This window comes from Streptomyces sp. NPDC014995, assembly GCF_043080745.1.
In the GTDB taxonomy this organism is placed as follows: domain Bacteria; phylum Actinomycetota; class Actinomycetes; order Streptomycetales; family Streptomycetaceae; genus Streptomyces.
In genome coordinates, this window is the sequence record NZ_JBIBVX010000004.1 from 303,276 (window position 1) to 330,023 (window position 26,748).

Annotated in this window: 24 protein-coding genes and 1 riboswitch; of the genes, 13 read left to right on the plus strand and 11 right to left on the minus strand. The window is 71.9% G+C overall.

Annotation, left to right across the window (positions count from 1 at the left end):
* Positions 1–111 precede the first annotated feature (111 nt).
* Both ACF1A1_RS11050 and ACF1A1_RS11055 read left to right on the plus strand, forming a co-directional pair.
* Positions 112–2,040, plus strand: a complete 1,929-nt coding sequence (locus ACF1A1_RS11050; RefSeq protein ID WP_391998873.1) for a 2-oxoacid:acceptor oxidoreductase subunit alpha — start codon at positions 112–114, stop codon at positions 2,038–2,040.
* Complete coding sequence (locus tag ACF1A1_RS11055; RefSeq protein ID WP_391998874.1) at positions 2,033–3,112, plus strand: 2-oxoacid:ferredoxin oxidoreductase subunit beta; 1,080 nt, start codon at positions 2,033–2,035, stop codon at positions 3,110–3,112. Before ACF1A1_RS11050 ends, ACF1A1_RS11055 begins: the two co-directional genes overlap by 8 nt.
* Before the next feature lie 22 nt (positions 3,113–3,134).
* Here ACF1A1_RS11055 and ACF1A1_RS11060 read toward each other — a convergent pair whose 3' ends face one another.
* Positions 3,135–3,542 (minus strand): winged helix-turn-helix transcriptional regulator, encoded by a 408-nt coding sequence (locus ACF1A1_RS11060; protein WP_391998875.1) that lies wholly within the window; start codon positions 3,540–3,542, stop codon positions 3,135–3,137.
* Positions 3,543–3,634: 92 nt separating this feature from the next.
* Between ACF1A1_RS11060 and ACF1A1_RS11065 the strand changes: the two genes are divergently transcribed.
* The 4 genes from ACF1A1_RS11065 (at position 3,635) to ACF1A1_RS11080 (ending at position 7,495) form a co-directional block, all read left to right on the plus strand.
* Positions 3,635–4,489: an SDR family oxidoreductase gene (locus ACF1A1_RS11065; protein ID WP_391998876.1), complete on the plus strand. Its 855-nt coding sequence runs from the start codon at positions 3,635–3,637 to the stop codon at positions 4,487–4,489.
* Between the two features lie 150 nt (positions 4,490–4,639).
* Entirely contained in the window at positions 4,640–5,674 is a 1,035-nt protein-coding gene (rarD, locus tag ACF1A1_RS11070; RefSeq protein ID WP_391998877.1) for an EamA family transporter RarD, read from the plus strand.
* Between the two features lie 165 nt (positions 5,675–5,839).
* Positions 5,840–6,304, plus strand: a complete 465-nt coding sequence (locus tag ACF1A1_RS11075; RefSeq protein WP_391998878.1) for a VOC family protein — start codon at positions 5,840–5,842, stop codon at positions 6,302–6,304.
* Positions 6,305–6,544: 240 nt separating this feature from the next.
* On the plus strand, positions 6,545–7,495 hold the full coding sequence (locus ACF1A1_RS11080; protein WP_391998879.1) for a M28 family metallopeptidase: 951 nt from the start codon (positions 6,545–6,547) through the stop codon (positions 7,493–7,495).
* A 14-nt stretch (positions 7,496–7,509) separates the two neighbouring features.
* Here ACF1A1_RS11080 and ACF1A1_RS11085 read toward each other — a convergent pair whose 3' ends face one another.
* Positions 7,510–8,877, minus strand: a complete 1,368-nt coding sequence (locus ACF1A1_RS11085; protein WP_391998880.1) for a tetratricopeptide repeat protein — start codon at positions 8,875–8,877, stop codon at positions 7,510–7,512.
* A gap of 238 nt (positions 8,878–9,115) precedes the next feature.
* On the opposite strand from ACF1A1_RS11085, the gene ACF1A1_RS11090 reads away from it, so the two are divergent.
* The 3 genes from ACF1A1_RS11090 to ACF1A1_RS11100 are packed head-to-tail and all read left to right on the plus strand — an operon-like array spanning position 9,116 to position 11,523.
* Positions 9,116–9,646: a hypothetical protein gene (locus ACF1A1_RS11090; RefSeq protein ID WP_391998881.1), complete on the plus strand. Its 531-nt coding sequence runs from the start codon at positions 9,116–9,118 to the stop codon at positions 9,644–9,646.
* 14 nt (positions 9,647–9,660) lie between these two features.
* Positions 9,661–10,890, plus strand: a complete 1,230-nt coding sequence (locus ACF1A1_RS11095) for an amidase family protein (RefSeq protein ID WP_391998882.1) — start codon at positions 9,661–9,663, stop codon at positions 10,888–10,890.
* A gap of 45 nt (positions 10,891–10,935) precedes the next feature.
* Complete coding sequence (locus ACF1A1_RS11100) at positions 10,936–11,523, plus strand: flavodoxin family protein (protein WP_391998883.1); 588 nt, start codon at positions 10,936–10,938, stop codon at positions 11,521–11,523.
* A gap of 9 nt (positions 11,524–11,532) precedes the next feature.
* Here the strand turns inward: ACF1A1_RS11100 and ACF1A1_RS11105 are convergent, their stop codons facing one another.
* From ACF1A1_RS11105 to ACF1A1_RS11120, 4 genes are all read right to left on the minus strand, one after another.
* The gene (locus tag ACF1A1_RS11105) at positions 11,533–12,456 is read right to left on the minus strand and encodes an ABC transporter permease (RefSeq protein WP_391998884.1); all 924 of its coding nucleotides are present in this window, start codon (positions 12,454–12,456) and stop codon (positions 11,533–11,535) included.
* A complete protein-coding gene (locus ACF1A1_RS11110) occupies positions 12,443–13,420 on the minus strand; it encodes an ATP-binding cassette domain-containing protein (RefSeq protein ID WP_391998885.1) in 978 nt (325 codons plus the stop codon). Before ACF1A1_RS11110 ends, ACF1A1_RS11105 begins: the two co-directional genes overlap by 14 nt.
* A 34-nt stretch (positions 13,421–13,454) precedes the next feature.
* Positions 13,455–14,666 carry an outer membrane lipoprotein carrier protein LolA gene (locus tag ACF1A1_RS11115; RefSeq protein ID WP_391998886.1) on the minus strand — a complete coding sequence of 404 codons (1,212 nt, stop codon included), beginning with the start codon at positions 14,664–14,666 and terminating at the stop codon, positions 13,455–13,457.
* Positions 14,667–14,953: 287 nt separating this feature from the next.
* Entirely contained in the window at positions 14,954–15,964 is a 1,011-nt protein-coding gene (locus ACF1A1_RS11120; RefSeq protein ID WP_391998887.1) for a polyprenyl synthetase family protein, read from the minus strand.
* Between the two features lie 1,011 nt (positions 15,965–16,975).
* Positions 16,976–17,156, plus strand: a riboswitch (cyclic di-AMP (ydaO/yuaA leader).
* A gap of 3 nt (positions 17,157–17,159) precedes the next feature.
* Here ACF1A1_RS11120 and ACF1A1_RS11125 point away from each other — a divergent pair.
* Positions 17,160–17,636: a transglycosylase SLT domain-containing protein gene (locus tag ACF1A1_RS11125; protein ID WP_391998888.1), complete on the plus strand. Its 477-nt coding sequence runs from the start codon at positions 17,160–17,162 to the stop codon at positions 17,634–17,636.
* Between the two features lie 21 nt (positions 17,637–17,657).
* Here the strand turns inward: ACF1A1_RS11125 and ACF1A1_RS11130 are convergent, their stop codons facing one another.
* Positions 17,658–18,482 (minus strand): HAD family hydrolase, encoded by an 825-nt coding sequence (locus ACF1A1_RS11130; RefSeq protein WP_391998889.1) that lies wholly within the window; start codon positions 18,480–18,482, stop codon positions 17,658–17,660.
* A 44-nt stretch (positions 18,483–18,526) separates the two neighbouring features.
* A complete protein-coding gene (locus ACF1A1_RS11135; protein WP_391998890.1) occupies positions 18,527–18,988 on the minus strand; it encodes a carboxymuconolactone decarboxylase family protein in 462 nt (153 codons plus the stop codon).
* 418 nt (positions 18,989–19,406) lie between these two features.
* Here ACF1A1_RS11135 and ACF1A1_RS11140 point away from each other — a divergent pair, with 418 nt between their 5' ends.
* The 3 genes from ACF1A1_RS11140 to ACF1A1_RS11150 all read left to right on the plus strand — a co-directional run bounded on the left by ACF1A1_RS11140 (position 19,407) and on the right by ACF1A1_RS11150 (position 23,072).
* Positions 19,407–20,474 (plus strand): GNAT family N-acetyltransferase, encoded by a 1,068-nt coding sequence (locus ACF1A1_RS11140; RefSeq protein ID WP_391998891.1) that lies wholly within the window; start codon positions 19,407–19,409, stop codon positions 20,472–20,474.
* A 202-nt stretch (positions 20,475–20,676) separates the two neighbouring features.
* On the plus strand, positions 20,677–21,984 hold the full coding sequence (locus ACF1A1_RS11145) for a glycosyltransferase (protein ID WP_391998892.1): 1,308 nt from the start codon (positions 20,677–20,679) through the stop codon (positions 21,982–21,984).
* Between the two features lie 311 nt (positions 21,985–22,295).
* Positions 22,296–23,072 carry a polysaccharide deacetylase family protein gene (locus ACF1A1_RS11150; RefSeq protein ID WP_391999057.1) on the plus strand — a complete coding sequence of 259 codons (777 nt, stop codon included), beginning with the start codon at positions 22,296–22,298 and terminating at the stop codon, positions 23,070–23,072.
* Between the two features lie 41 nt (positions 23,073–23,113).
* On the opposite strand, the gene ACF1A1_RS11155 is transcribed toward ACF1A1_RS11150, so the two are convergent.
* From ACF1A1_RS11155 to ACF1A1_RS11165, 3 genes are all read right to left on the minus strand, one after another.
* Positions 23,114–24,250 carry a glycosyl hydrolase gene (locus tag ACF1A1_RS11155; RefSeq protein WP_391998893.1) on the minus strand — a complete coding sequence of 379 codons (1,137 nt, stop codon included), beginning with the start codon at positions 24,248–24,250 and terminating at the stop codon, positions 23,114–23,116.
* 149 nt (positions 24,251–24,399) lie between these two features.
* Positions 24,400–24,825, minus strand: a complete 426-nt coding sequence (locus tag ACF1A1_RS11160) for a hypothetical protein (RefSeq protein ID WP_391998894.1) — start codon at positions 24,823–24,825, stop codon at positions 24,400–24,402.
* A complete protein-coding gene (locus tag ACF1A1_RS11165) occupies positions 24,822–26,666 on the minus strand; it encodes a glycosyltransferase (protein WP_391998895.1) in 1,845 nt (614 codons plus the stop codon). The genes ACF1A1_RS11160 and ACF1A1_RS11165 overlap by 4 nt, the downstream gene beginning before the upstream one ends.
* Positions 26,667–26,748: the final 82 nt, after the last annotated feature.

The following is a 26,748-nucleotide window of genomic DNA, read 5'->3' on the forward strand; positions in this document are numbered from 1 at the left end:
CCGTCATACAAATGACCGAGGGAAGGCGACCCTCACAGACGTAGGGTTGATCCAGGGAGGACCTTCGGGAAGGTCCCTCCCGGACAGCCACCTCGAGGGAGGTCCAGTTCAGTGACCAGTCAGGTCAGCAGCCCAGCGGAACCGGCCGACGAAACCGTCGTGGGAGAGCAGCGCAAACCGGGCGGGACGAAGGACGTTCGTCGTCTCGACCGGGTGATCATCAGGTTCGCGGGCGACTCGGGTGACGGTATGCAGCTCACCGGTGACCGCTTCACCTCCGAGACGGCGTCGTTCGGCAACGACCTCTCGACGTTGCCGAACTTCCCCGCCGAGATCCGTGCGCCCGCCGGCACCCTGCCCGGCGTCTCCTCGTTCCAGCTGCACTTCGCCGACCACGACATCCTCACCCCGGGCGACGCGCCCAATGTGCTGGTCGCCATGAACCCGGCGGCTCTGAAGGCGAACATCGACGACGTGCCGCGCGGCGCGGAGATCATCGTCAACACGGACGAGTTCACCAAACGGGCGATGCAGAAGGTGGGATACCAGAGTTCACCGCTTGAGGACGGGTCGCTCGACGGCTACCAGCTGCACCCGGTGCCGCTGACGACACTGACCGTCGAGGCCCTGAAGGATTTCGACCTCACCCGCAAGGAGGCCGAGCGCAGCAAGAACATGTTCGCGCTCGGCCTCTTGTCATGGATGTACCACCGGCCGACGGAGGGCACCGAGAGGTTCCTGAAGTCGAAGTTCGCGAAGAAGCCGGACATCGCGGCCGCCAACATCGCCGCCTTCCGTGCCGGCTGGAACTTCGGTGAGACCACCGAGGACTTCGCCGTCTCCTACGAGGTGGCCCCGGCGGCGCAGGCCTTCCCGGTCGGCACCTACCGGAACATCTCCGGGAACCTCGCCCTGGCCTACGGCCTGGTCACCGCCTCCCGGCAGGCGGATCTGCCGCTGTTCCTGGGCTCGTACCCGATCACCCCGGCCTCGGACATCCTGCACGAGCTGAGCAAGCACAAGAACTTCGGTGTGCGGACCTTCCAGGCCGAGGACGAGATCGCGGGCATCGGGGCGGCGCTGGGGGCGGCCTTCGGCGGGTCGCTCGCCGTGACCACGACGTCCGGTCCGGGGGTGGCCCTGAAGTCGGAGACCATCGGGCTCGCCGTCTCCCTGGAGCTGCCGCTGCTGGTCGTGGACATCCAGCGCGGCGGGCCGTCCACCGGGCTGCCGACCAAGACCGAGCAGGCCGACCTGCTCCAGGCGATGTTCGGACGCAACGGCGAGGCCCCGGTCCCGATCGTCGCCCCGTGCACCCCGGCCGACTGCTTCGACGCGGCCCTGGAGGCCACCCGGATCGCGCTCACCTACCGCACGCCGGTGATGCTGCTGTCCGACGGCTACCTCGCCAACGGCTCCGAGCCCTGGCGGATCCCGGAGCTGGACGAGCTCCCGGACCTGACCGTGCAGTTCGCGCAGGGTCCCAACCACACCCTGGAGGACGGCACCGAGGTCTTCTGGCCGTACAAGCGGGACCCGCGGACCCTCGCCCGGCCCTGGGCGGTCCCGGGCACACCGGGCCTGGAGCACCGCATCGGCGGCATCGAGAAGGAGGACGGCACGGGCAACATCTCGTACGCCCCCGCCAACCACGACTTCATGGTGCGCACCCGCCAGGCGAAGATCGACGGCATCGACGTCCCGGACGTCGAGGTCGACGACCCGCACGAGGCCAGAATCCTGGTCCTGGGCTGGGGATCGACCTACGGGCCCATCACCGCCGCGGTACGGCGACTGCGGGCGGCCGGGGAGTCGATCGCGCAGGCCCATCTGCGGCATCTGAACCCGTTCCCGAAGAACCTGGGCGCGGTGCTGAAGGCCTACGACAAGGTCGTGATCCCCGAGATGAACCTCGGCCAGCTCGCCACCCTGATCCGGGCGCGGTATCTGGTCGACGCTCACTCGTACAACCAGGTCAACGGCATGCCGTTCAAGGCGGAACAGCTCGCCGCGGCGCTCAAGGAGGCCATCGATGGCTGAGACGTCCACGAAAGGCACGGGCACGATCGAGGCGCTCTCGCTCGTTCCCAAGGCCGAGGCCAGGCAGTCCATGAAGGACTTCAAGTCCGACCAGGAAGTGCGCTGGTGCCCCGGCTGCGGTGACTACGCGATCCTGGCGGCCGTCCAGGGCTTCATGCCGGAGCTGGGCCTGGCCAGGGAGAACATCGTCTTCGTCTCCGGCATCGGCTGCTCCTCGCGCTTCCCGTACTACATGAACACCTACGGCATGCACTCCATCCACGGCCGGGCACCCGCCATCGCCACGGGCCTGGCCGCCTCCCGGCGCGACCTGAGCGTGTGGGTGGTGACCGGGGACGGCGACGCGCTGTCCATCGGCGGCAACCACCTCATCCACGCCCTGCGCCGCAACGTGAACCTGAAGATCCTGCTGTTCAACAACCGCATCTACGGCCTCACCAAGGGCCAGTACTCCCCCACCTCCGAGGTCGGCAAGATCACCAAGTCCACGCCCATGGGCTCACTGGACGCCCCCTTCAACCCCGTCTCCCTCGCCATCGGCGCCGAAGCGTCCTTCGTGGCGCGCACGATCGACTCCGACCGCAAGCACCTGACGGAGGTACTGCGCCAGGCCGCCGCCCACCCGGGCACGGCACTGATCGAGATCTACCAGAACTGCAACATCTTCAACGACGGCGCCTTCGAGGCACTCAAGGACAAGCAGACGGCCGAGGAAGCGGTGATCCGGCTGGAACACGGACGGCCCATCCGCTTCGGAAGCGACCTGTCCAAGGGCGTCGTACGGGACACGGCCACCGGCGACCTCAAAGTCGTCACCGTGACCGCGGAGAACGAGGCCGAGGTGCTCGTCCACGACGCGCACCCCCCGTCCCCCACCACCGCCTTCGCCCTGTCCCGGCTGGCCGACCCCGACACCCTGCACAACACCCCGATCGGCGTCTTCCGCTCCGTCGAACGGCCCGTCTACGACACCCAGATGGCCGAGCAACTGGACACCGCGATCGAACAGCGCGGCAAGGGCGACCTGGCCGCCCTGCTGGCCGGCGGGGACACCTGGACGGTCGTCGGCTGAGACCGCCGGGACCGGCAGCGGTTCACGAGGCCCGGGACTGGATGTCCCGGGCCTCGTGATACGCCTGGCGGGCCTTCTCGACGTCGGCCATGCGCTCGTGGGTCCACGCGGCGAGCCCGCGCACCTGTTCCGCCGCCTCACGGCCGAGGTCGGTCAGGGAGTAGTCGACGCGGGGCGGGATGACCGGCTTGGCGTCGCGATGGACCAGACCGTCGCGCTCCAGGGTCTGGAGGGTCTGGGTGAGCATCTTCTCGCTGACGCCCCGGCCGAACCGGCTGATCACCCGGCGCAGCTCGCTGAAGCGATGCGGGCGGTCGAGCAGCTCGATCAGGACGAGGACGCCCCAGCGGCTGGTGACGTGTTCCAGGAGGAGACGGGAGGGACACATGCCCCCCGACTCCGGGGCTTCCACCTGCTTACTTACGGCCATGCCAGTACCTTACTTCAAAGTGGGTACTTTCGCAGAGTTAGCGCACTCCCTAGGGTTAGTGCCAGACCGCACCCCTCAAGGAGTCGTGAACCATGCGCATCGTCATCACCGGAGCCACCGGGCACCTCGGCCGCCACGTCGTGGAGCAGCTGCTGGAGAAGGTTCCGGCCGAGCAGATCACCGCCGTCGTGCGCGACGAGGCGAAGGCCGCCGACCTCGCGTCCCGCGGCGTGAAGCTCGCGGTCGCCGACTACAACGCGCCCGAGACCTTCGACGGCCTGTTCGCCGCCGGGGACAAGGTGCTGCTGATCTCGGGCAACGAGTTCGACAAGGGCCGCCCGCGGCAGCACCAGGTCGTCATCGACGCCGCCAAGGCGGCCGGTGTCGCGCTGCTCGCGTACACCAGCGCGCCGGGCGGCCTGACCGCGGCGCTGGCCGACGACCACCGCGCCACCGAGGAGGCCCTGCTCGCCTCCGGCCTGCCCTACACGCTGCTGCGCAACGGCTGGTACCACGAGAACTACACCGAACAGCTCACCCCGGTGCTCGAGCACAACGCGGTCGTCGCGGCCGCCGGTGACGGCCGGGTCTCCTCCGCCTCCCGCGCGGACTACGCCGCCGCCGCGGTGGCCGTGCTGACCGGCGAGGGCCACGAGAACAAGACGTACGAGCTCGGCGGTGACGAGGCGTGGAGCTTCGCCGAGTACGCGGCGGAGCTGAGCCGGCAGACCGGCAAGGAGATCGGCTACCACGCCGTGTCCACCGAGGCCCTGACCGGCATCCTGGTCGGCGCCGGGCTGCCCGAGCCGCTCGCCGCGGTGTTCGCCGGGGTGGACGCGTCGATCGAGAAGGGCGAACTGACCGTCTCCACCGGCGACCTGTCCCGCCTGGCCGGGCGCCCGACCACCCCGCTCTCCGAGGCGATCACGACGGCGCTCAAGGGCTGACCAAGGCCCCTCAGCGACACACCCGCGCGACACACCCCCGCTTGTCATGACCGTATGCCGATACGGGCATGACAGGCGGGGGTGCTCGGCGTTACCGTCGTGCACGCATGCCTGACGCTCCACGCATGCCTGTCATGAGAAGGAGGGCCCGTGGCCGGAACATCGAGGGGTGAGGGCCGGGCAGGGCTGCTGAACGGTTTCGCGGCCTACGGAATGTGGGGGCTCGTCCCCCTCTTCTGGCCCCTGCTCAAGCCCGCCGGGGCGGTGGAGATCCTCGCCCACCGGATGGTGTGGTCCCTCGTGTTCGTCGCCGCCGCGCTGGCCGTCGTGCGGCGCTGGGCATGGGCGGGCGAACTGCTCCGGCAGCCGCGCCGGCTCGGACTGGTCACGGTCGCCGCGGCCGTCATCACCATCAACTGGGGCGTCTACATCTGGGCCGTGAACAGCGGGCACGTGGTCGAGGCGTCCCTCGGCTACTTCATCAACCCGCTGGTCACCATCGCCATGGGCGTGCTGATCCTGAAGGAACGGCTGCGGCCCGTGCAGTGGGCCGCGGTCGGTGTCGCCTTCGCCGCCGTGCTGGTGCTGACCATCGCCTACGGCCGTCCGCCGTGGATCTCCCTCTGTCTGGCGTTCTCCTTCGCCGTCTACGGGCTGGTGAAGAAGAAGGTCAACCTCGGCGGGGTCGAGTCACTGACCGCCGAGACCGCGATCCAGTTCCTGCCCGCCCTCGGCTACCTGCTGTGGCTGTCCGCCGACGGCGGTTCCACCTTCGCGACCGAGGGCGCCGGACACGCCGCCCTGCTCGCCTCCACCGGCATCGTCACCGCGCTCCCCCTCGTCTGCTTCGGCGCGGCGGCGATCCGCGTGCCGCTGTCCACGCTGGGCCTGTTGCAGTACCTGGCGCCGGTCTTCCAGTTCCTGCTCGGCGTCCTCTACTTCGGCGAGGCCATGCCGCCCGAGCGCTGGGCCGGGTTCGCGCTGGTCTGGCTGGCGCTGGCCCTGCTCACCGGGGACGCGCTGCGCACCGCGCGCCGGACGGCCCGCACGCTCGCCGCCGGGACCGACGTACCCGGCACCACCCTGACGACGACCACCGCCGACGCCGTACGGAAGGCGGAGAGCGGGACCTCGGGGCGGGGCACACCCACGGCGCCCGAACCGTCTCCGCTCGCCAAGCCGTAGACCCTCGAGCCGCAGCTCGCCAAGCGGTGGGCGAGCCATAGGTCGTCGAGCCGTAGGTCGTCGAGCCGTAGCAGGGAACTCGCGTTTCCGGGCGGGGCGTTGGACGCGACGACGCGCCGCGGGCGGAGGCACGGGTTCAGGGGCCGGACGCCTATAACTGGTGGCATGACGCAGACACCCGCACCCGTGCACTGGAAGCTCGTCGTCGACAGCGCCGACCCGCACGCCCAGGCCGACTTCTGGGCCGCCGCACTGCACTACGAGGTCGAGGACAACAGCGCGCTGATCGAGCGGTTGCTGGAAGTCGGCGCGCTGCCGGGCGAGGCGACGGTGGAGTACCACGGCCGGCCCGCCTTCCGGGACCTGATCGCCGTACGGCATCCCGAGGACCCGTTCGACGCGGGCAGCGGGACCGGGCTGGGGCGGCGGCTGCTGTTCCAGCGGGTGCCGGAGGCGAAGACGGCCAAGAACCGGCTCCACCTCGATCTGCACCCCGGCGACGGGCGGCGCGAGGGCGAGGTCGAACGACTGACGGCGCTGGGGGCGAGTGTGCTGCGGGAGGTGAAGGAGCCGTCCGGGAGCTGGGTGGTGATGGCGGATCCGGAGGGGAACGAGTTCTGCGTGCACTGAGCGAGTGGACCGGGCGCGTGCACTCAGCGAGTGGGGGCGCGTGCACCGAGCGAGTGACCGGGCGCGTGCACCGGGTGTGTGCACTGGGCGAACAGCCGCGCTCCGTTATGTGAACTCGCTGTCCAGATAGCGCTCTTGACGGAGAGTTGGCCACAGCTTCACCATCCAGGCACCCCATTCACTGTGGGTTCCCTGTGGTCATCCCGTGGGGAGCCCCTGCGGAACTCGGAGCCCCCCACCATGAAGCTCTCCGTCTCCGGGCGGGCGACGGCGGCCGCCGCCGTCGCCGCCACGCTGCTCGCCACCGGCTCCACAGCCGGCGCGGCGCCCGTCCCCGAGCCCGTCGCGATCACCGCGGCCCCCGACATCCCGGTGGCCGAGGTCAAGGCGCACCTGACCCAGTTGCAGTCCATCGCCACCGCCAACGGCGGCAACCGCGCCCACGGCCGCACCGGCTACAAGGCCTCCCTGGACTATGTGAAGGCCAAGCTGGACGCCGCCGGATTCACCACGACCGTCCAGCAGTTCACCGCCTCCGGCCGCGTCGGCTACAACCTGATCGCCGACTGGCCCGGCGGTGACACCAACCAGGTCGTCATGGCCGGCTCGCACCTCGACAGCGTCAGCTCCGGCGCCGGCATCAACGACAACGGCACCGGCTCGGCGGCCGTCCTGGAGGCCGCGCTGACCGTGGCCCGCACCAACTACCAGCCCACCAAGCACCTGCGGTTCGCCTGGTGGGGCGCGGAGGAACTCGGCCTGGTCGGCTCGCGGTACTACGTCAACAGCCTGTCCGCCGCGAACCGCGCCCGCATCAGCGGCTACCTCAACTTCGACATGATCGGCTCGCCGAACCCCGGCTACTTCGTCTACGACGACGACCCGGCCATCGAGAAGACCTTCAAGGACTACTTCACCGGCCTCGGCGTCCCGACCGAGATAGAGACCGAGGGCGACGGCCGCTCCGACCACGCGCCCTTCAAGAGTGCGGGCGTCCCGGTCGGAGGCCTGTTCACCGGAGCGAGCCGCACCAAGACCGCGGCGCAGGCGGCGAAGTGGGGCGGTACGTCCGGGCAGGCCTTCGACCGCTGCTACCACTCCTCCTGCGACACCACGGCCAACGTCAACGACACGGCCCTGAACCGCAACGCGGACGCGCTCGCGTACGCGGTGTGGACGCTGTCGGCGTAGACCTGCGTGCGGGGTCAACCCCGCGGAAGCGCGCCCGAGGCGCGGGCCCGCTCGGCCAGCCGGGTCATGCGGGCGCGCGCCGACTCCAACTCCTCGACGTCCTCGGCGGCCGGCCCCTCCTCCGTGGTCAACTCCGTCCACAGGACGAGGAGTTCGGCGCCGAGGTTGAGGCCCTGCAAGGGGTCGCGTACGGCACGCCAGGCCGCCGCCGCGCTCTGGACGTTGCCGTACGCGGCCTCCGCGTCGCGGGCGCGGCGGCGGATCCGGGCCAGGTCGAGGGAGAGATGGAAGGAGCGGAGCGGGTCACCGGCCAGGTAGGCGATGTACGCGGTGAGTTCGCGCAGCCGCAGGACCTCGGGGTGCTCCGGCCCCAGCGTCGCCGACGCCTCCGTCACGGTCCGCTCCGCGAGCGCCGCCGCCGTCTCGGTCCGGCCCGCCCGCACGGCCTCGTTGATCTGCGCCACCGGTTCCCCGAGGAGGGCGGGCACACCGCCGGCACCCGGAAGCGTGCGCGGGTCGTCCCCGAGCACGGCCTCCGCCATGGCGTCGAAGCCGCGGGCGGGGGTGGGTTTGGGGTCGGGGTCGAAGTCGGGGGCGAGAGCGAGGTCGAAGTCGGGGCTCGGACCGGCTTCGGGAAGGAGGACGGGGGCGGGCTCGGGGACGGAGGCGGGTGTCGGTTCCAGGGCGTGGGCAGGGGCCGGCTCCGAGTCCGGGACGGAAACCGACTCCCGGTGGAGGGCAGAGGCCGGCTCGCGGCCCGGAGGGGTGAGGTCGGTGTCCGGGGTCGGCGGTGCGTCCATCGTGGGCGGTGGTCCGAAGACGCCCGTCGGGGCGGTGACCGTACCGAGGGCCGGGACGTCGTCGTGTGGCCGCTGCTCGGGGACCGTGCGCAACGGGAACGTGGGAGCCGTCTCCTTCACCGGTTCCGGCACGGACCGCAGAACGTGCGTGGACCTGTCCCGCCGGGGCTGCGCGGACGGTTCGTGGCCGGGAGGGACGGCAGGGGCCTCGGCGGGCGATGAGGTGTGAGGGGCGGCGGGATCGGGAGAGTCGGGCTCCTCCGGCTCGCTCTCAGCAGCCACCCGCAGCGGCTCCCCCGCGAAGTGGCTGGAACCGTCCGGGTCGACGCGCAGCGGAACGACGTAGCCGATGCGCTCGTCGTGGACCGTGGCGGCGACCGGATGCCCGGTGGCGAGGGCGATGCGGTGGAGGTGGCCCAGGACGGCCTGCTGCATCTCCTGGCCGTCGGCCGCGACGACGGGGACGCCGCCGATCGTCGCCGGCCCGCCCCCGGGGACGTGCACGTCGAGCGGCGCCACCACGGCGGCCGGACGCCCGGCGTGCTGCTGTTCCCGCTTCTTCTCGCGGCTGAGTCGCGACATCGGTTCCCTCACTCGGACACGGCTTCCGTGCACGTACCTCGTGCTCATAACCCGTGCGGCCATACGTACACGTACTGTGAGTCTCTCCGCTCGCTCCCTGTCCCGACGTCACCACGACGTCACAGCCTCGTTCCAAGGGCCGGTCGGGCCGGTCGTCACGTTCGGGGAGACCGGGGCGGCGACGGGTAGGGGACCGGACGCGGACCAGGCCGGACGCGGACGAGGAGGAGCACGGATCATGCGGACGACGGATGGGCAGCGCGGACCGGAGATCTGGATCCGCGGGCCGGTGGCCGCACCGGAGCCGGTACCGGGACCGTACGAGTCCGTGGCCGCCTCCGCCGCCACGCCCCGGCGCTTCTCGTGGCTCGCCACCCACGGCGGGGCCGGCGCCTCCACGCTCGCCGCGGTCTACGGCGGCCACGACTGCGGACGTGACTGGCCCGGCCCGGATGCCCCCTCGTCCGTCCTGCTGGTCGCCCGGACGCACGCGACCGGCCTGGCGTCCGCCCTGCGGGCCCTGGAGGTCTTCCGCCGCGGGGACGCCCCGCCCGGCCTCGACCTGGACGCGGTCGTCCTGGTGGCGGACGCCCCGGGCCGTCTGCCCCGCCCGCTCGCCCAGCGGATCCGGCTGATCGAGTCGGCCATCGACGTGTACCGCGTTCCCTGGGTCCCGTCCTGGCGCCTCGGCGACCTGTCCGGGGAGCCGCCGCGCGAGACGGAGCCGCTGTCCCGCCTCACGGGCGCGAACGTGCGGCGGGCGCGCTGAGCCGGTCCGCACCCGTGGCACCGCCTCCCCCGCCCGCCGTCGGGACCGCCGCCGCCGTGCGGGAGGGGCGGCTGCGGGCCGTCGACGTCGTCGCGGAGGCGGTGGAGCGGATCCGGCGGGCCGACCGTGTGCTGTGCGCGTTCGCCGAGGTGTGGGAGGAGGCGGCGATGGCGTCGGCGAGTGAGGTCGACGTGCGGGTCGCCGCGGGTGAGTGGCTGCCGCTGGCCGGAGTGCCCATCGGCGTCAAGGGCCGGAACGGGCTGCGGGCGGCGGGACCCCTGATCCGCGCCGGGTGCGTGCCGGTGGGGGCGACCGCCGTGCCCGGTCCCGGAACTCCCTGGCAGACCTGGGGACTCGGCGCGTACGGCCGTACGGTCAACCCGTGGCGGGCCGACCGTACGCCGGGCGGCTCGTCGGCCGGTTCCGCGGCGGCGGTCGCGGCCGGTCTGGTCCCGCTCGCGACCGGCAGCGACGGCGCGGGCTCGGTGCGGATCCCGGCGGCGTGGTGCGGGATCATCGGCCTGAAGGTCACGCATGGCCGGTTTCCGTCACCCGACCGTACGGGGCTCGCGGCGCCGGGCGTGCTCGTGCGGTACGCGGCGGACGCGGAGGCGTACTGGCGGGTGATGACCGGAGCGCCGTCGGCCGTCTCCCTGCCGCGCGGCCCTCGCCCGCTCACCGCCGTCTTCTCCCCCGGCCTCGGCTTCGCCGATCCCGACCCGGAGCCCCTGGCCCTGGCCCGCGCCGCCGCCGCGCGTCTCGCGGACGCCGGTGTCGTACGGCTGCTGCGGCCGGAGGTGCCGGTACGGCTGGAGGACCCCGCGCCCGCCTGGCTCGCACTCCGCGCCCCGGGCGCCACCGGTACCGGTGCCGGCACCGCCGCGGCCGTCCGGGGTGTCAACGACCGGCGGCTGGCCGACCTCTTCGCACGGGCCGACCTGCTGCTGACCCCTACGACCCCCAACCCCCCGCACGGTCACGAAGGCCCCGGCGAGCGCTACTCGACGGCACTCACCTGGGCGTTCAACCTCGGCGGGCATCCGGCGGCCAGCATCCCGGCCGGGGTCGGCGCGGATGGGTGCCCGGCCGGGCTCCAGGCGGTGGCGGCGCACGGAGGCGAGGCGCTGCTGCTGGCCCTGGCGGCGGCCGCGGAGGCGGAGACCGGGGTCCTGGTGCCACCGCCACCGCCGACAGGACCCGCACCGACAGAAGCCACTGGCGAGACTGATTGCATGCGCATATAATGCAGATGCGCTTTATCGTCGTACGCCGACAATCTGGGGGAACCCATGAGCACCCGCCGTTTCCTGTTCGTGCTGGGCAGCGCTCGCAGCGAGGGCAACACCGAACTGCTGGCCCGCCGGGCCGCCGAGCAGTTGCCCGCCGACGTCGAGCAGGAGTGGATCCGTCTCACCGAGCACCCGCTGCCCGACTTCGAGGACCTGCGCCACGACGAAGACCACGTCCGCCCCACCGAGGGCAACGTGGCACTGCTGCTCGACGCCACGCTCGCGGCGACGGACATCGTGATCGCCTCGCCGCTGTACTGGTACTCGCTCTCCGGCCAGACCAAGCGCTACCTGGACCACTGGGCGGGCTGGCTGCGCACGCCCGGCCTCGACTTCAAGGCGAGGCTCGCCGGCCGCACCCTGTGGGGCGTGGCCGCGCTCGCCCACGAGGAGCCGGTGGTCGCCGATCCGCTGGCCGGCTCGCTGCACAACTCGGCCGCGTACATGGGGATGCGGTTCGGCGGGGTGCTGCTCGGCAACGGCAGCAAGCCCGGTGACGTCCTGAACGACACGGAGGCGCTGGCGCGTGCGAAGACCTTCTTCGCGCAGGAGGCGCCCCTCGCCCGCTTCCCCTTCGAGACCGAGTGACGGCAGCGGCTACGCGGTGATGTCCTTCGCCGTGAAGCGCGCCCAGGCCGCCGACCCGAAGACGGCGACGTAGAGGGCCTGCACGCCGAGGTTCTTCTGGAGTTCCTCCCAGTAGACCGGGTCGCGCATCAGGTCGGCGAAGGACAGCCAGTAGTGGGAGAACAGGTACGGCTGGATCGCGTGCAGTTGCGGGATCTGGTCGAGGATCTGCACGGTGGTCAGCAGTCCCACGGTCGTCGCCATCGCCGCGATCCCGCTGTTGGTGAGCGTGGAGACGAACAGACCGAGTGCGGCCACGCCGAGCAGGGACGCGGCGACGACCAGGGCGATCAACAGGGCTCTGGCCAGACCGTCGGCGAAGCTGATCCGCGTCCCGGAGATCGTGGTGAGGTCGCCGAGCGGGAACAGCAGCGCGCCGACCGCCAGCGCCGAGACCGCGACGACGAGGGTGGCCAGCAGGCAGAAGGCCACCGTCGTCACGTACTTGGCGAACAGGAGGCGGGTGCGGCCGGCGGGGGCGACCAGGAGGTAGCGCAGGGTGCCGGCGTTCGCCTCGCCGGCGACCGCGTCGCCCGCGACGACGCCGACGGCCATCGGCAGGAAGAACGGGAGCGTCGCCGCCAGCGCCGTGAACACCAGGAACAGGCCGTTGTTGGTGATCTGCGCCATGAACGCCGGCCCTTCGCCGCCGCCACCGCCCGGCCCGGCCGTCGAGCCGTCGCTGGTCTCGATCTTCACGGCGATGCCGACGAGGACCGGCACGGCGGCCAGCACGCCCAGCAGGGCGAGGGTGCGCCAGCGCCGCAGAGTGATGAGGAACTCGCTGCGGAAGAGCCCGAGGGTCCACAAGGGGTTGCCCCCGCGGACGACTTCGGTGTGGGGCCCGCGTCCGACCTCGGTGTGTGCCGGTGCCGTCGTGTCAGCCCGCGACATCGAACCCCTCCCCCGTGAGTGCCACGAACGCGTCCTCCAGGGAGGCGCGTTCCACGCCGAAGCCGCGGACGCGGACGCCCGCCGTCACCAGAGCGGCGTTGAGGTCGGCCGGTTCGCGGTCCGTGGGCTCGCCCGTCACCCGGTCCTCGGTGACGACGACGTCGCCGACGCCCTGCTCCTTCAGCACCCGGGCGGCTTCCGCCGTGTCCGGGGTGGTCACGACGAGCCGGCCCCGCGCCCGGGCCGCGAGGTCGGCCACCGGGCCCTGGACGAGGAGGCGTCCGCGTGCCATCACGGCCACATGCGTGCAGACCTGCTCGATCTCGTCGAGGAGGTGGGAGGAGAGGAAGACGGTGGTGCCGTCGGCGGCCAGCTCCCGGACCAGGACACGGATTTCGCGCATGCCCTGCGGGTCGAGACCGTTGGTCGGCTCGTCGAGGACGAGCAGACGGCGGGGCTGGAGCAGCGCGGCGGCCAGACCCAGCCGCTGCTTCATGCCGAGCGAGTACGCCTTCGTCTTCTTGCCGGCGGCGGCCGTCAGACCCACCCGCTCCAGCGCCTCCGCCACGCGGTCACGCCGGGTGCGCGGGTCGGCGGTCGGGTCGGCGGCGTCGTAGCGCAGGAGGTTGTCGCGGCCGGAGAGGAAGCCGTAGAGGGCGGGGCCCTCGATGAGGGCCCCGACGTGCGGCAACACGGCGCGGGAGGCGTGCGGCATGGGCCGCCCGAGCACCCGCGCCGTGCCGGAGGTGGGCTCGATGAGGCCCATCAGCATGCGGATCGTGGTGGTCTTGCCCGAGCCGTTCGGACCGAGGAAGCCGAAGACGCTGCCCGCCGGGACGGCCAGGTCGAGGCCGTCGACGGCGAGCTGTCCGCCGCGGTAGCGCTTGGTGAGGGCGCGGGTGTGGATGACGGTGTCCCCCACACCCGGCACCGCCCCGGGCGCCTCCGCCGCGTCGTCGTCCATCGGCTCCCCCGATCGTCGGTACTCGTCAGGGTACTTACTGCCCCGAGCCGGCCGCCTTCACGAGGGCGTCCTTGGTGACGGCGCCGACGTAGACCTTGCCGTCGTCCGTGACCAGGGCGTTGATCAGACGGGTGGAGAAGACGGTGCCGGAGCCGAACTTGCCGGTGACCTTGTCGCCGAACGAGTCCAGGAAGCCGCCGAGAGCGCCCGCGTCGGGGATGTCCCCGGAGGACGGAACGCCCTCGCCGCCGGTGTCGAAGGTGGCGACGGAGGTCCAGCCCTCGCCGAGGACGTCGAGGCCGGCGAGGTCCCGGCCGAAGTCCTCCTCGGGGAGCTTGCCCGAGTGCTCGGGCGCCCCGGCCCCGTCGCCGGCGTCGCCCTCGGTGACCTTCGCGCCCTGGGGCGGGGTGAAGTCGAAGGTGGAGGCGGCCGGCTTGGCGAAGCTGACCTGGGTGAAGCCGGCGTCCACGACGGCGGCGCCGCCGCTCGCCGGGGTCAGCGTGAACTTCAGCGGCAGCCCCGTGCTCGCGTCCACGGCCACGCTGATCGCACCGACGGTCGAGCCGGACTGCTTGGGCTTGACCAGCAGCTTGTAGGCGTCGCGGCCGGCCACCCGGACGGTGCCGTCGACGGTGACGGACGTGGTGTCGTCGACGGCCTTCAGTGCTTCCTCGGTGAGCTCCTTGGGCGTGGCGGGCACGGGCGCCTCGGCGTCCTTCGACCCCTCCTCGACGGTGGAGTGGTAGACCTCGTCGGAGGCGCTGTCGTACCCCCACAGGTCCTTGCCGTTGTGGATGACGCTGTACTCGGCGGCGTTCTCCAGCAGCGAGAGCTTCTGCTTGTCCGGACCGTCGGCGGCGACGCGCAGGGTGTGCGTGCCGGAGGCGAGTTCGGTGAGCTTCGCGGACGGGTCGGCGGACGAGCCGCCGGTTTCCCCCGTGGCCTCGGAGAGCAGCCCGCTCTCCAGCCCGCCCAGGTCGGGCAGGCCCAGATCGGTGCTGATCTTCACGGTGCCGGAGAGCTGCTGTACGTCCGATGCGGCTATCTTCTCGATGAGCTGCTGTGCGCTGATCTTGGGCAGGTCGGGGTCGCCCGAGTCGGCCAGCGCCGGGACGAGCCCGATCGTCGCCGCCGCGACGCCCGCCACGGTGACCGGAACGACGTACCGCAGGGCCTTGCGCCGCCCGACGCGCGGGTCGTCGGCCTCCCCGGCGTTCGTGCTGTCGTCGGATGCGTACGGTGCCATGTGTGCCTTACCTCCGTCGTCGGCGGCGGCTGGTCATCTCGCGAAGGTCCCCACCCGAGCCGCCATTCTCACCCGAATCGGTGAGGAGTGGTGATTTCCGTGGTTTCCATCTCACCAAATCAGCCGACCACATTCGTCAGCCCGAGGACTCAACTCCACGTACGCCTGCGGTATGACACGGGGTGGGGCGGGCGGGGGTTACCCGTAGGGGGAGGGCGTCGGGGGCGGCGCGACCGGAGGGTGCTCAAGACACCCGCTCGGGCGGGCGGGTGGGCGAGGGCGGCGCCTCACCCGGCCCGGTGCACCACCGCGTCGCACAGTTCCATCAGCGCCGCCTTGGCCCCGCACTCGCGCAGCGGCGCCAACGCCGACCGCGCCTCCTTCGCGTACCGCACGGTGTCCCGCCGGGCCTGTTCCAGCGCCGGGTGGGCCCGCAGGGCCGCCAGTGCCTCGGCGTGCCGCGCGTCGTCGCTCAGGTCGGAGTCCAGCAGCTCGCAGAGCGCGATGTCCTCGGGCCGGGACAGCCGAGCCGCCTGCTCCCGCAACCGCAGCACCGGCAGCGTGGGGATGCCCTCCCGGAGGTCCGTCCCCGGCGTCTTGCCCGACTCGTGCGAGTCCGACGCGATGTCCAGCACGTCGTCCGCGAGCTGGAAGGCGACCCCGAGCCGCTCCCCGTACTGCGTCAGCACGTCCACGACCGTGTCGTCGGCGCCGGACATCATCGCCCCGAACCGGCACGACACCGCCACCAGCGACCCGGTCTTCCCGCCGAGCACGTCGAGGTAGTGCTCGACCGGGTCCCGACCGTCCGTCGGCCCCGCCGTCTCCAGGATCTGCCCGGTGACCAGCCGCTCGAACGCCTCCGCCTGCACCCGCACCGCCTCGGGCCCGAGGTCGGCGAGGATGTGCGAGGCACGGGCGAAGAGGAAGTCACCGGTGAGGACGGCGACCGAGTTGCCCCAGCGGGTGTTCGCGCTCGGCACCCCCCGCCGTACCGCCGCCTCGTCCATCACGTCGTCGTGGTACAGCGTGGCCAGGTGGGTGAGCTCCACCACCACGGCCGACGGCACCACGCCCGGCGCGTACGGATCACCGAACTGCGCCGCGAGCATCACGAGCAGCGGCCGGAACCGCTTCCCGCCCGCCCGCACCAGGTGCTGGGCGGCCTCCGTGATGAACGGAACCTCACTCTTGGTGGCCTCGAGCAAGCCTTCCTCGACAGCCGCCAATCCGGCCTGGACATCGGCTTCCAGAGCCTGGTCCCGCACGCTCAGCCCGAACGGCCCGACGACGGTCACGAGGGGTCTCCTGTCTGCTGGTGTCTACTGGCGATTACACGGTTTGTCGATAGGTCGCTGCCATCACTCGAGTCAGCGTATCCGGTCACGTTTCGATCACCGATAAGCCCCCACGTCCCCCGGTCCCCGGTCGCTCGACCGGGAGGCGCCGGGAGGTGTCCGGATCAGCCCGGGCGGCTTCGGATCACGACCGGCACCTTTCCGATCCATCGACACGGGCGGACATTCATCGACTGACCGGGAAGCGGTGATTCATGTCCCGCGCGGAGGCGGAAGGCAGACGTCGCGTCCCCGAGGGGCGCCCCCTCCGCGACGGCGCCCTCTCCACGACGGCCATGCCTTTCCCTTGCCGTCCCAAGGGTCTGCTCACACATTCCCCGGCGACCTGAGCAGGCCGGCTCGTCCGGAACCGGTGCCTCTCGGCGGCCGCGGCCCGTATGACGTGCGGCCGGGTCGAGTACGTGGCGGGCCGCCGTCACCTGGCCGGGTGACGGCACGCCGGGGGATGCGCGCCGCGGTCGCCACCGGTCCGGTCCTGCCGCCGCGCACTCCGGTGAGGGGTCCGTACGTGACCGGAATCACGCCTGCCTCCCATGCGCCCCGCCCTCACCCTCACCCTCTCCTCCCGTGCCGACCGCGGAGCCGGCCCCACCGGAAGTGGGCGACGGGCTTCACCCTCCCGGCCACACTCGGCCGGCCGCGCCGCGCCGCCCCACATCGCGTCCCATAAAAGGGACTTGAGGTTTATTGTCCGATTCACCCCTCTTGTTAAGGGTGGTGACTTGGCTCACTTCACCATCGATGCCACGACCGACGCCGGACGCTGTTATTCCGCTTTTCCGGTAAGTGAGTTGACGTTTGACGACAGCAAAGGATCAAGCACCCCATAGGCCTCCGATCAAGGTCAATAGGGGTGTTCTGTGAATCCGGTACTTGTTCCGGACATGTGCCCTCGCATACGTTCCCGGCCAGTCGGGCGGACGCCTAATCCTGCCGCCGCCCTTCGCCACCCATCGACGAACACTCGCGCACGGCAGGAGCGGGGGACCCAGGTAGGACGCCGGGCCGTACGTCATCGCACGTACGGGACCGGCTCGGGGTGAAGTCGCGTCGCCGTACCCCCACGGCGGCCGGCCGGGCACCTCCCGCCCGAACCCGACAGCTCACCCCGCAGGCGCCGGAGAGGAACTTCGCCATGCCCGCTGCCGCCCAGCCCCGCCGCGCCCGCACCCGTCTCACCCGGACCGTCGCCGTCATGTGCACCGGCGCCGCCGTGTTCGCCCTCCCGCTCCTCGGCGCGACCAGCGCCTCCGCGGCCGGCACGACGCCGGCCACCACGGTCGCCGGGTACCCCAACAACCTCGACGGCTGGATCCGCGAGTCGCTCGCGATCATGGCTGAGAAGGGCATTCCGGGCACGTACAACGGCATCTACCGCAACATCATGCGCGAGTCGTCCGGCAACCCGAACGCCATCAACCTCTGGGACTCCAACGCGGCCAAGGGCACCCCGTCCAAGGGCCTGCTCCAGGTCATCGACCCGACCTTCGCCGCGTACCACGTGGCCGGCACCTCGTACGACCCGTACGACCCGGTCGCCAACATCACCGCCGCCTGCCACTACGCGCAGCACCGGTACGGCTCGATCGACAACGTCTTCGGCCCGTACTGATCCCGGCTCCCCCACCGGTACTCAGGGGAAGAGGCGTTCGAGGACGACGGCCACGCCGTCGTCCTCGTTCGATGTCGTCACCTCGTCGGCCACCGCCTTCAGTTCGGGGTGGCCGTTGGCCATCGCGACGCCGTGCGCCGCCCAGTCGAACATCGGGATGTCGTTGGGCATGTCGCCGAAGGCGAGTGTGTCCTGCCGCCCCAGACCCAGGTGTTCGGCGGCCAGCGCCAGGCCCGTCGCCTTGGTGATGCCGCACGGCTGGAGCTCCACCGTGCCCGGCCCCGACATGGTGACGGTCGCGAGCGAGCCGACCACCGAGCGGGCCGTCGCCGCCAACTCGTCGTCGGACAGGGTGGGATGGCGCAGGAGCACCTTGCTGATCGGCGCGCACCACAGGTCGTCGCGCGAGTGGACACGCAGGGCCGGCAGGGTCGGATGCGGCATCCGGTAGCCCGGCTCGATGAGCGTCAGCCCGTCGACGCCGTCCTGGTCCACGGCCGCGTACACCTGACCGACCTCCGCCTCGATCTTGCCGAGGGCGGTCTCGGCCAGTTCCCGGTCCAGGGTGACCGACCACAGCAGGCGGTCCGCGCCGGCGTCGTACAACTGCGCGCCCTGGCCGCACACCGCCAGCCCCCTGCTGTGCAGGTTGTCCAGCAGCGGCCGCACCCGGGGCGCCGGACGGCCCGTCACCACGAGGTGGCGGGCGCCGGCGGCCGCCACCCGCGCGAGCGCGTCGAGCGACCGGTCGGAGAACGTGTCGTCGCCGCGGAGCAGCGTTCCGTCCAGGTCGGTGGCGATGAGGGAGTACGCGCAGCGCGCGGCGTGTGCGAGGGGTGCGGCCATGATCAGAGAATACGGATCCCGGCCGCCTCCAACTCACCGCCCGTTCAGTCCCAAGTGATGCCCGCGGGCTCCTTGATGGTGGCGTTGAGGCGGTTGAACAGGTTGGTGAGCGAGATGACGAGGATCAGCGCGGAGAGCTGCTTCTCGTCGAAGTGGTCGGCCACCTCGTCCCACAGCGCGTCCGGCACGCACTCGTGCGAGCGGTCCGCGAGACGGGTGACCGACTCGGTCAGCTGGAGCGCGGCGCGCTCGGCGTCGTCGTAGAACGGCGCCTCGCGCCAGGCGGAGACGGAGGCGATCCGCTCCTCGCTCACCCCCGCCTTGCGCAGGTTGTGCACATGCCCGTGGACGCAGGCGCTGCACCCGTTGATCTGGCTGGCGCGCAACCCGACGATCTCCGCCAGCTCCCGCGGCAGGCCGCCCTCGCCGATGGCCTGGAGGAGCATGCCGACGCCCTTCGCGGCGCCGGGAAGGATGTACGCGGGGTTCTTCATCCGAGCCTGCATGGCCGGTCTCCTTCGGTGCGTGAGTGTGAGTAGGTGCGGTGTGTGAGTAGGTGCGGTGTGTGAGTAGGTGCGGTGTGTGTGAGCACGTGCGAGTGAGTGGTGCGTGCGGGTGCTCGGCGGGTGCCTCGGCCGCACCGGCGTCTTCACCGCACTGACGGTTCCACCGCACTGACGGAGCGGGCGCGAAAGATGTGACAGGGCCGCCGAAGAAAAGCGCGGGCAAAAATTCGGCAGGGTCGCGGCAGGGCGAGAAACGGCTTTCTGCCGCAACGCCGGGTACGGACCGGTTAAAGGCCTCTGCACCGGTTGGCAACAACATGCTCCGCTACCTACCGCCCGAACTGGCTGGAGCGGTACCGTCCAAAGAGTCCAGGGGGGACTTGATCGGGGGGTCAGGTTGAGCAGTGGACGTATTCGTGTGCTGAGGCCCGAGGAGCTCGGCGAGGGGGAACGGGAGCGGTGGCGGGCGCTGCGCGCCGCATCGACGATTGCGCGGAACCCGTTCATGGAACCGGAGTTCACCGACGCCGTGGGCCGCGTACGGTCCCGCGCGCGGGTGGCGGTGGTGTACGAGGGGCGTGAGCCGGTCGGCTTCCTGCCGCACGAGCGGGGCCGGCTCGGCCAGGGCCAGGCCCTCGCGTACGGCGTCTCGGACGCCCAGGGAGCCGTGCTCGGCCCGGGGACCGGGCTGAACGCCGACGAACTGATGCGGGCGTGTTCCCTGTCGAGCTTCGCCTTCGACAACCTGGAGGCGGAACAAGGGCTGTTCGTCCCGCACGCGGCCGCCGAGTACGCGGCCTACGTCATCGACGTGGAGAAGGGGTACGAGACCTACGAGTCCGTCCTGCGCGCGCAGTCACCGAAGTTCCTGAAGACGACGCTCGCCAAGGAACGCAGGCTCGGTCGCCAGGTCGGACCGCTGCGGTTCGTGTTCGACGAACGCGACCCGGCCGCGCTGCGCGCGCTCATGGCCTGGAAGTCGGCGCAGTACCGCAGGACCGGCCGCCGGGACCGGTTCGCGCAGGGCTGGATCATCCGGCTCGTGGACACGCTCTCCGTGACACGGGCCCCGGAGTGCTCCGGCACGCTGTCCGTCCTCTACGCCGGTGAGCGGCCGATCGCCGCGCACTTCGGACTGCGCTCGACGACCGTCCTGGCCTGCTGGTTCCCGGCGTACGACCCGGAGTTCTCGAAGTACTCACCCGGCCTGGTGCTGCATCTGCGGATGGCCGAGGCGTCGGCCGCCGACGGCATCGGCCTGCTCGACCTGGGGCGGGGCGCGGCCGAGTACAAGGACTCGCTGAAGACGGGTGAACTGCCCGTCTACGAGGGAGCGTGGACGCGCCCGGGGACGGGCGCCGCGCTCCACTGGCTCAGCCGTGAGCCCTCGCGCCGCGCGCACCACTTCGTGCGGAACCGGCCGAGGCTCGCGGCGGCGGCCGCACGGATCCTGAGGCACGCGGGCCGGCTGCGCCGGTCGGCGTGACGCGGTTCGTGGTTCGTGGTGGGGGTGGGGAGGGGTCATGGCAAGAGCGGGAGTCATGGCAGGGAGAGGACTCGTACCGCGGGAGGGCCCGTGCCGGGCGACGGAGAGGACTCGTGCCGCGGGAGGGCCCGTGCCAGGCGGAGGATTCACAAGGTCACAGAGGTTCATGAGGTCAGGGGGGTTCATGACGTCAGGGGGGTTCATGTCCCGTGCGGGTGTGGAGCAGGAGATCCGGCGGTTCCTCGACATCGGGGCTGTTCAGGTCGCCGAGCTGGACCTGGAGGGTGCCGAGGCCGTCCTGAGATCCGGCCCCGGCAGCCCGCCCGTCACGCACGGCGAGGTGTTCTGCCTGGTCAGGAGGGGTGGCCGACCGGTCGGCACGCTGCTCGGGCGGGTTCCGGAGGGCGCCGACCCGAAAGCGGTCCTCGCCGGCCTGGCCCGGGAGCGGATCGTCGAGGAGCCGGTGGGGGCGCCCGAGCCGGTGGGGGCGCCCGTCACGGCGCCTCCCGTGCCGGACACCACGGTCGTCATCGCCACCCGCGAACGCACCGACCGGCTCGCTCACGCGCTCGACTCGATGCTCGCCCAGGACCACCCGCACTTCGAGATCGTCGTCGTCGAGAACGCGCCGGTGACGGACACCACCCGGGACCTGATCGAGCGCAAGTACGCCGAGCGCGTGCGGTACGTGACCGAGCCGGTGCCCGGTCTCGCCGTCGCGCACAACAAGGGCGTCGAGGCCGCGCGCGGCGAGGTGATCGCCTTCACCGACGACGACGTGGTCGCCGACCCGCGCTGGCTGACCGAACTCACCGCGCCCTTCACCGCCGACCCCGGCCTCGGCTGCGCCACCGGTCTGATCCTGCCCGCCCGGCTGCGCACACCGGCCCAGGTGCTGCTGGAGAGCCACGGCGGCTTCGCGAAGGGCTTCACGGCCCGCACGTACGACCCGCACGACCCGCCGGCCGACGAGCCCCTGTTCCCGTTCACGGCGGGCCGGTTCGGCTCCGGCGCCAACATGGCCTTCCGGACGGGCGTACTGCGCGCGGTCGGCGGCTTCGACCCGGCGACCGGCGCCGGCACGCTCGCCCGCGGCGGCGACGACCTCTACGGCTTCGTCCGCGTCCTCGCCCACGGCCATCGCCTGCACTACACGCCGCAGGCCCTGGTCTGGCACCACCACCGGGAGACTTGGCGGGACCTGGAGACCCAGGCGTACGGCTACGGCGCCGGCCTGACCGCCTACCTCACCGCGATCCTCGTCAACCGTCCCGCGCTGCTGCCCGCGTTCCTCGCCCGCCTGCCCCGGGGTCTGGCCCACGCCCGTTCCCTGACCGCGACCCGGGAGACGGACGCCGGGGGCGCACCGGGCGCCCACGACGACCGCACCCACCCGTGGCCACGACGCCTGTCCCGACTCCAGCGCCGCGGAATGGCCTACGGCCCCGTCGGCTACCTGCGCGCCCGACGCGCGCTGCGTGCGGCCCTGGCCTCCGGGAGGTCACGATGATGGGGGCGGAGGGTGGCAGAGACGGCATAGGCGGGGCGGGCGGCTTCGGGGGCGGGGACGGGGACGGGGAGAGCGAACCCGTAGCCGGGGAGAGCCAGCCCCTGGCTGGGGAAGGTGAGCCCCTGGCCGGGAAAGGCCGGCCCATGGCCGAGGTGGGCGGCCTCCGGACCGGAGTGGGCGGCCTCCGGACCGAGGTGGGCGGCCTCCGGGCCGAGGTGGGCGGCCTCCGGGCCGAGGTGGGCGGCCTCCGGGCCGGAGCGGGCGGTCTCCGGGCCGGGGTGGGCGGGGCGCGGGTGCGGGTGGGTATCCCCGTGTTCCTCTACCACGCCGTGATGGAGGACCCGCCCGACTGGATCGCCGAGTTCACCGTCACTCCGCAGCAGTTCGCGGCGCATCTCGATGCCGTCGTCGACAGTGGTCGCACGCCCGTGACGGTCGGCGCGCTCGCCGACCACCTGGCCGGGCGGGCGCCGCTGCCCGCCCGGCCGGTGCTGCTGACCTTCGACGACGGTTTCGCCGACCTGCCGGGTCCGACCGCCGAGGCACTGGCCGCGCGGGGACTGGCCGCGACCGCCTACCTCACCACCGGTGCCATCGCGCCGGGCGGACGCAGTCTGCTGCCGCCCGCCCCGATGATGACGCTGGAGCAGGCGGCGGCACTGGAGCAGTACGGCATGGAGGTCGGCAGCCACACCGTCACCCACGCCCAGCTCGACACCCTGCCGCCCCGGGACCTCGCGCGCGAACTGCGCGACTCCCGGGCCGCGCTGGAGGACGCGCTCGGGCACGGCGTCCGCCATCTCGCCTACCCGCACGGCTACAACAGCGGGCGGGTACGTCGCATGGCGGCCGCCGCCGGTTACGAGACCGCCACCGCCGTACGGCACGCGCTCAGCTCGGACCGGGACGAGCGGTACCGCATCGCCCGGCTCATCGTGCGCCGGAGCCACACCGTCGCCGACGTCGAGAGCTGGCTGGCGGGCGAGGGGGCGCGCATCGCGCCGTACCGGGACGGTGCGAGGACGGTCGCGTGGCGGTGGTACCGGCAGGCCCGCGCGGTGGTGCGCGGGCCCGTGTTCGCGGGATGAATCCCTCGTTCCCCGTCCGCAGGCGGTCTCCGGCCCCGCTCCTACCCCAACGGCTGGTTGAGGTAGGGGTCGGAGACCGCCTCGCGCAGGCTGTCCCACGCCTGGTCGCCGGCCACCGCCAGATCGCAGTGGGGTCCGGGGTCGCGGTAGTTCCACTGGAGCGCGGCCTTGACCCCCGTCAGGCTCTTGAGGACCGCCGGGACCTGCGCGTACCAGTCGGCCTGGCGGCCGGGCTGTGACGGGTCGTTCGCGGTGCCGAACTCGGAGAGCATCAGCGGCTTGTCGTCGGAGATGTTCCTGCGGATCCAGTCGTGTGTGGCCCGCTGGGTCTGGGCGAAGGTCAGCCAGCCCGCCCGGTGGCAGCGGTAGTAGTTGTACTGGTTGTAGGCGACCCAGTCGACGTAGTCGTCGCCGGGATACATCCGCTTGATCAGGTCGGCGTGCTCCAGGTAGCCGGTGGTGATCCAGGTCCACACCACGTTGGTCACGCCCAGTTGCCGGAACCGGTCGTGGATGTGCCGGTAGGCCCGGACGTAGTCCTCCGGGGTGCCGTTGGCCGGGGTGCGGGTGTCCATCTCCAGGTCGAAGGAGAGGAAGACCTTCTTGCCGAACTGCTTGACGCGCCGGGCCTGCACGTCGATGACGGACGCGTCGAGGCCGCCGTCGGCTATCTGCTTCCAGGTGGGCTGCTGGGCCTTCGTACCGCCCCACCACTTGCTCTCCCAGGACAGCAGCAGCAAGTGGTCGTCGGCGGCGACCCGTTGCTCCTCCTCGGTGAGCAACTGGCCCTCCAGTCGGTCCCCTTCGACGAGGGACATGTCGTGGTACGTGTACACGATGTCGAGCTTGCGGCCGACGCGGTCCTCGTAGTCGCGGACCTTCTGCGTCAGGTTGCTCTTGTTGTGCGGGACGAAGGCGCCGAACCAGGCGCCGCAGGGCGGTTCGAGGAGCGCCGTCGGGGCACACTCCCCGCCCACGGCGGGCGGCCGCGACCTGAAGTCCTGACCACGGCCGGAGCCGGCGTCCCCCGGACCGACGCCGTCACGCAGGAGCAGTACGGCGGTCAGGACGGCACACAGAACCGTGGCGACCGCGAGTAAGAGGTGGCGAGGTCGGTCGGGGATGCGGGGGCGGTCGGGGACGCGGGACCGGGCCGGCATGTGGGACCGGGCCGGCATGCGGGACCGGTCGGGTACGTGGGACCAGCCGGGCATGTGGGACCGGTCGCGGGGGCCGGGCACGCGCAGTCGGCGTCGCGGGCGTCGGTGGCGGTGTGCACGGCGGTCGGCGCCCGACGGGCGGCCGTCGCCGAAAGGGTGGAGCAACCTCACAGAGCAGAACCCTTCCCAGTCCTCGGCGGGGAGGCGCGCAGCCGCGGGCAGAACGCGGCGACCGTGGTCAGCAGCGTGAGTGTGAGCAGGACGCGCTGCGCGCTGAAGGCATGCGTGGCGATGAACACCGTCGCGGCGAGCAGCACGGCGGCCACGCTCACGAAGACGGTCAGCATCAGCCGTTCCAGCAGGTCGGAGTGGCGTTCGAAGGCCGGGTCCCGCAGCTCGACCGGCCCCGCGGCGGGGGCCGTGGCCAGCGCGGGCCCGCAGATTCTGAGCAGGGCGGCGCCCGGCCCCGCCGCCAGGAAGACGATCACCGCCGCGCCCCGCAGCGGGGAGCCGCCGGGCAGCGCGAGGGCGGACAGGGCGAGCCAGCCGCCGAACGGGGGCAGCATCCGCACGACGAGTTCCTGCGGGGTCACCGGCCCGCCTCCTTCAGTACGTAGGCCGAGCCGGCGTCGTTGGCAGCGACCCGCTCGAACAGGGGTGACGTGGCGACCGACTGCTCGACGCGGTCCAACTGGCCCTCGGTCAGCAGCCCGTTCATCTCGGCATCGGCGAACTGGCCCCGGGTGAACAGCAGATAGGCCCGGCCGGGCGACTCCACGGCGGACATGTCACGGGCGAGGGTGGCGGCCGGGTCGCGCACGATCCGGTCGACGTGCTCGCGCGCGTCGTCGAGGAACCAGTAGTGGTCCACTCTCCAGTACTGGTCGAACGCGAGCGGGTAGTTGCGGTCGGCCGCGACGACGAGGGAGTTGTCGGGCGCCTGGTCGAACACCTGCTGCACGAGCTCCACTTCGGCGGGCGGGAAGTAGCTGATCCGGTCCTTGCCGGAGTAGCTCGGCACGAAGGCGAGGGTGCCGACGAGGAGGGCGAGCAGCGGGAGCCAGACGTAGCGGCGGGGCTCCGGCTGTCCGCCCCGGTGGGGCCCGGGCTGGCTGCCCCCGTGGGGCCCGGGTTGCCCGCCCCCGCGGGGCCCGGGTTGCCCGCTGTTCTCCAGCGCCGCCAGCGTGCGCACCTGCGGCCGCAGCGCCGCCGCGGCGAAGAAGGCGGCGCCGGGCAGCGTGAACATCAGCACCCGGAAGATCATCTCGCTGCCGTAGCTGCTCGCACCGAGCATCGGCAGCGGCGCTGCCGCGAGCAGCAGCAACGGCATCGCGCGGTGCCGCAGCACCGGCTGCCGCAGCACGCCGACGACGGCGAGCAGCAGCACCGACGCCGACAGCAGCCGGGCCACCCAGGACGTCGTCACCGCGCCCGTGCCGGTCGGGGTCGCGCCGTATCCCGTGGAGACGTTGCCGCCGATGTCGCCGATCGAGCGGATCATCTCGGGCATCGTCGCGGCCAGGAAGGGCAGCGCGGCCGTCAGGCACCAGGCCAGGAAGATCACCGCGGTGGTGATCAGCGGGACCTTGTCGCGGTAGCGGCGGACGAGGAAGAGGGCGGCCAGCGAGACGATCAGCATGCCCGGGGTGAGCTGGTGCGAGATGACGATGGCGACGACCAGCACGGTCAGCAGCACCGTCCAGACCGCCTGGCGCTGTCGCGTCACCGTCAGGCCGGGGCGGCGGTAGCGGCGCAGGACGACGGCCAGTACACCGAGGTGGAGCGCGAAGGCGACGGACTGGGGGGAGAAGTAGTCCTGGCCCACCCAGTTGGCGACGTAGAAGAGCCAGACCGCCGTCCAGATCAGGCGACGGTCCTCGGTGAACGTGCGGTAGATCAGCAGCAGCGGGAGCAGCAGCATCAGGCTGGAGACCAGCGGCCACCAGGCCATGAACTGTGCGGCGGCGTCCACGCCGAGCAGCTTGACCAGGGCGGCCTGGGCGGCGAAGAAGCCCGGCCACTGGTCGTAGACGGCGAGGTCCCCGAGCACGTCGTCGCTCTGCAGCCGACCCGCCGTCAGCAGGTGGTCGATGATCGCGTCGTGCTTCCACGCCCACGCGTACAGCGGCGTCGGGTACACCACGGCCTGGGTGGCGCGCTCCATCACCAGCAGGCCGAGCACGTACGCCGGCGCCCAGGCGGGATGGCGGCGCGGGCCGCGGAGGGTGAGCCAGAAGCCGGCGGTGAGCAGTGCGAGACCCGCCCAGAACGTGGGGTGCACCGCGGTCACCAGACCGAAGTCGTCGAGGTCGGAGACGTCGGTGTGGGTCACCGCCCAGCCCCACAGGGCGAGGGCGACGAGCAGTGCGGGGGCGGGGTGCAGCGCGGCGATCCGCCAGGGACGCACGGGCGGGAGGTCGGAGAGGTCGCTCACGGGCTCACCACCTGCCGGAGCGGGCGCATCCGGAACGGTCGCGGTTGCGGCAGCGGGCTCCGACTGGCGCGCGGTGGCCACG

Bases quoted from the DNA above. Each gene is read 5' to 3' on its own strand.
- ACF1A1_RS11135 (WP_391998890.1), bottom strand. From the start codon at position 18,988: ATGCAGGCTCGGATGAAGAACCCCGCGTACATCCTTCCCGGCGCCGCG.
- ACF1A1_RS11080 (WP_391998879.1), top strand. From the start codon at position 6,545: ATGAAGCTCTCCGTCTCCGGGCGGGCGACGGCGGCCGCCGCCGTCGCC.
- ACF1A1_RS11090 (WP_391998881.1), top strand. From the start codon at position 9,116: ATGCGGACGACGGATGGGCAGCGCGGACCGGAGATCTGGATCCGCGGG.
- ACF1A1_RS11130 (WP_391998889.1), bottom strand. From the start codon at position 18,482: ATGGCCGCACCCCTCGCACACGCCGCGCGCTGCGCGTACTCCCTCATC.
- ACF1A1_RS11085 (WP_391998880.1), bottom strand. From the start codon at position 8,877: ATGTCGCGACTCAGCCGCGAGAAGAAGCGGGAACAGCAGCACGCCGGG.
- ACF1A1_RS11055 (WP_391998874.1), top strand. From the start codon at position 2,033: ATGGCTGAGACGTCCACGAAAGGCACGGGCACGATCGAGGCGCTCTCG.
- ACF1A1_RS11110 (WP_391998885.1), bottom strand. From the start codon at position 13,420: ATGGACGACGACGCGGCGGAGGCGCCCGGGGCGGTGCCGGGTGTGGGG.
- ACF1A1_RS11155 (WP_391998893.1), bottom strand. From the start codon at position 24,250: ATGCCGGCCCGGTCCCACATGCCGGCCCGGTCCCGCGTCCCCGACCGC.
- ACF1A1_RS11105 (WP_391998884.1), bottom strand. From the start codon at position 12,456: ATGTCGCGGGCTGACACGACGGCACCGGCACACACCGAGGTCGGACGC.
- ACF1A1_RS11060 (WP_391998875.1), bottom strand. From the start codon at position 3,542: ATGGCCGTAAGTAAGCAGGTGGAAGCCCCGGAGTCGGGGGGCATGTGT.
- ACF1A1_RS11065 (WP_391998876.1), top strand. From the start codon at position 3,635: ATGCGCATCGTCATCACCGGAGCCACCGGGCACCTCGGCCGCCACGTC.
- ACF1A1_RS11145 (WP_391998892.1), top strand. From the start codon at position 20,677: ATGTCCCGTGCGGGTGTGGAGCAGGAGATCCGGCGGTTCCTCGACATC.
- ACF1A1_RS11075 (WP_391998878.1), top strand. From the start codon at position 5,840: ATGACGCAGACACCCGCACCCGTGCACTGGAAGCTCGTCGTCGACAGC.
- ACF1A1_RS11125 (WP_391998888.1), top strand. From the start codon at position 17,160: ATGCCCGCTGCCGCCCAGCCCCGCCGCGCCCGCACCCGTCTCACCCGG.
- ACF1A1_RS11100 (WP_391998883.1), top strand. From the start codon at position 10,936: ATGAGCACCCGCCGTTTCCTGTTCGTGCTGGGCAGCGCTCGCAGCGAG.
- ACF1A1_RS11115 (WP_391998886.1), bottom strand. From the start codon at position 14,666: ATGGCACCGTACGCATCCGACGACAGCACGAACGCCGGGGAGGCCGAC.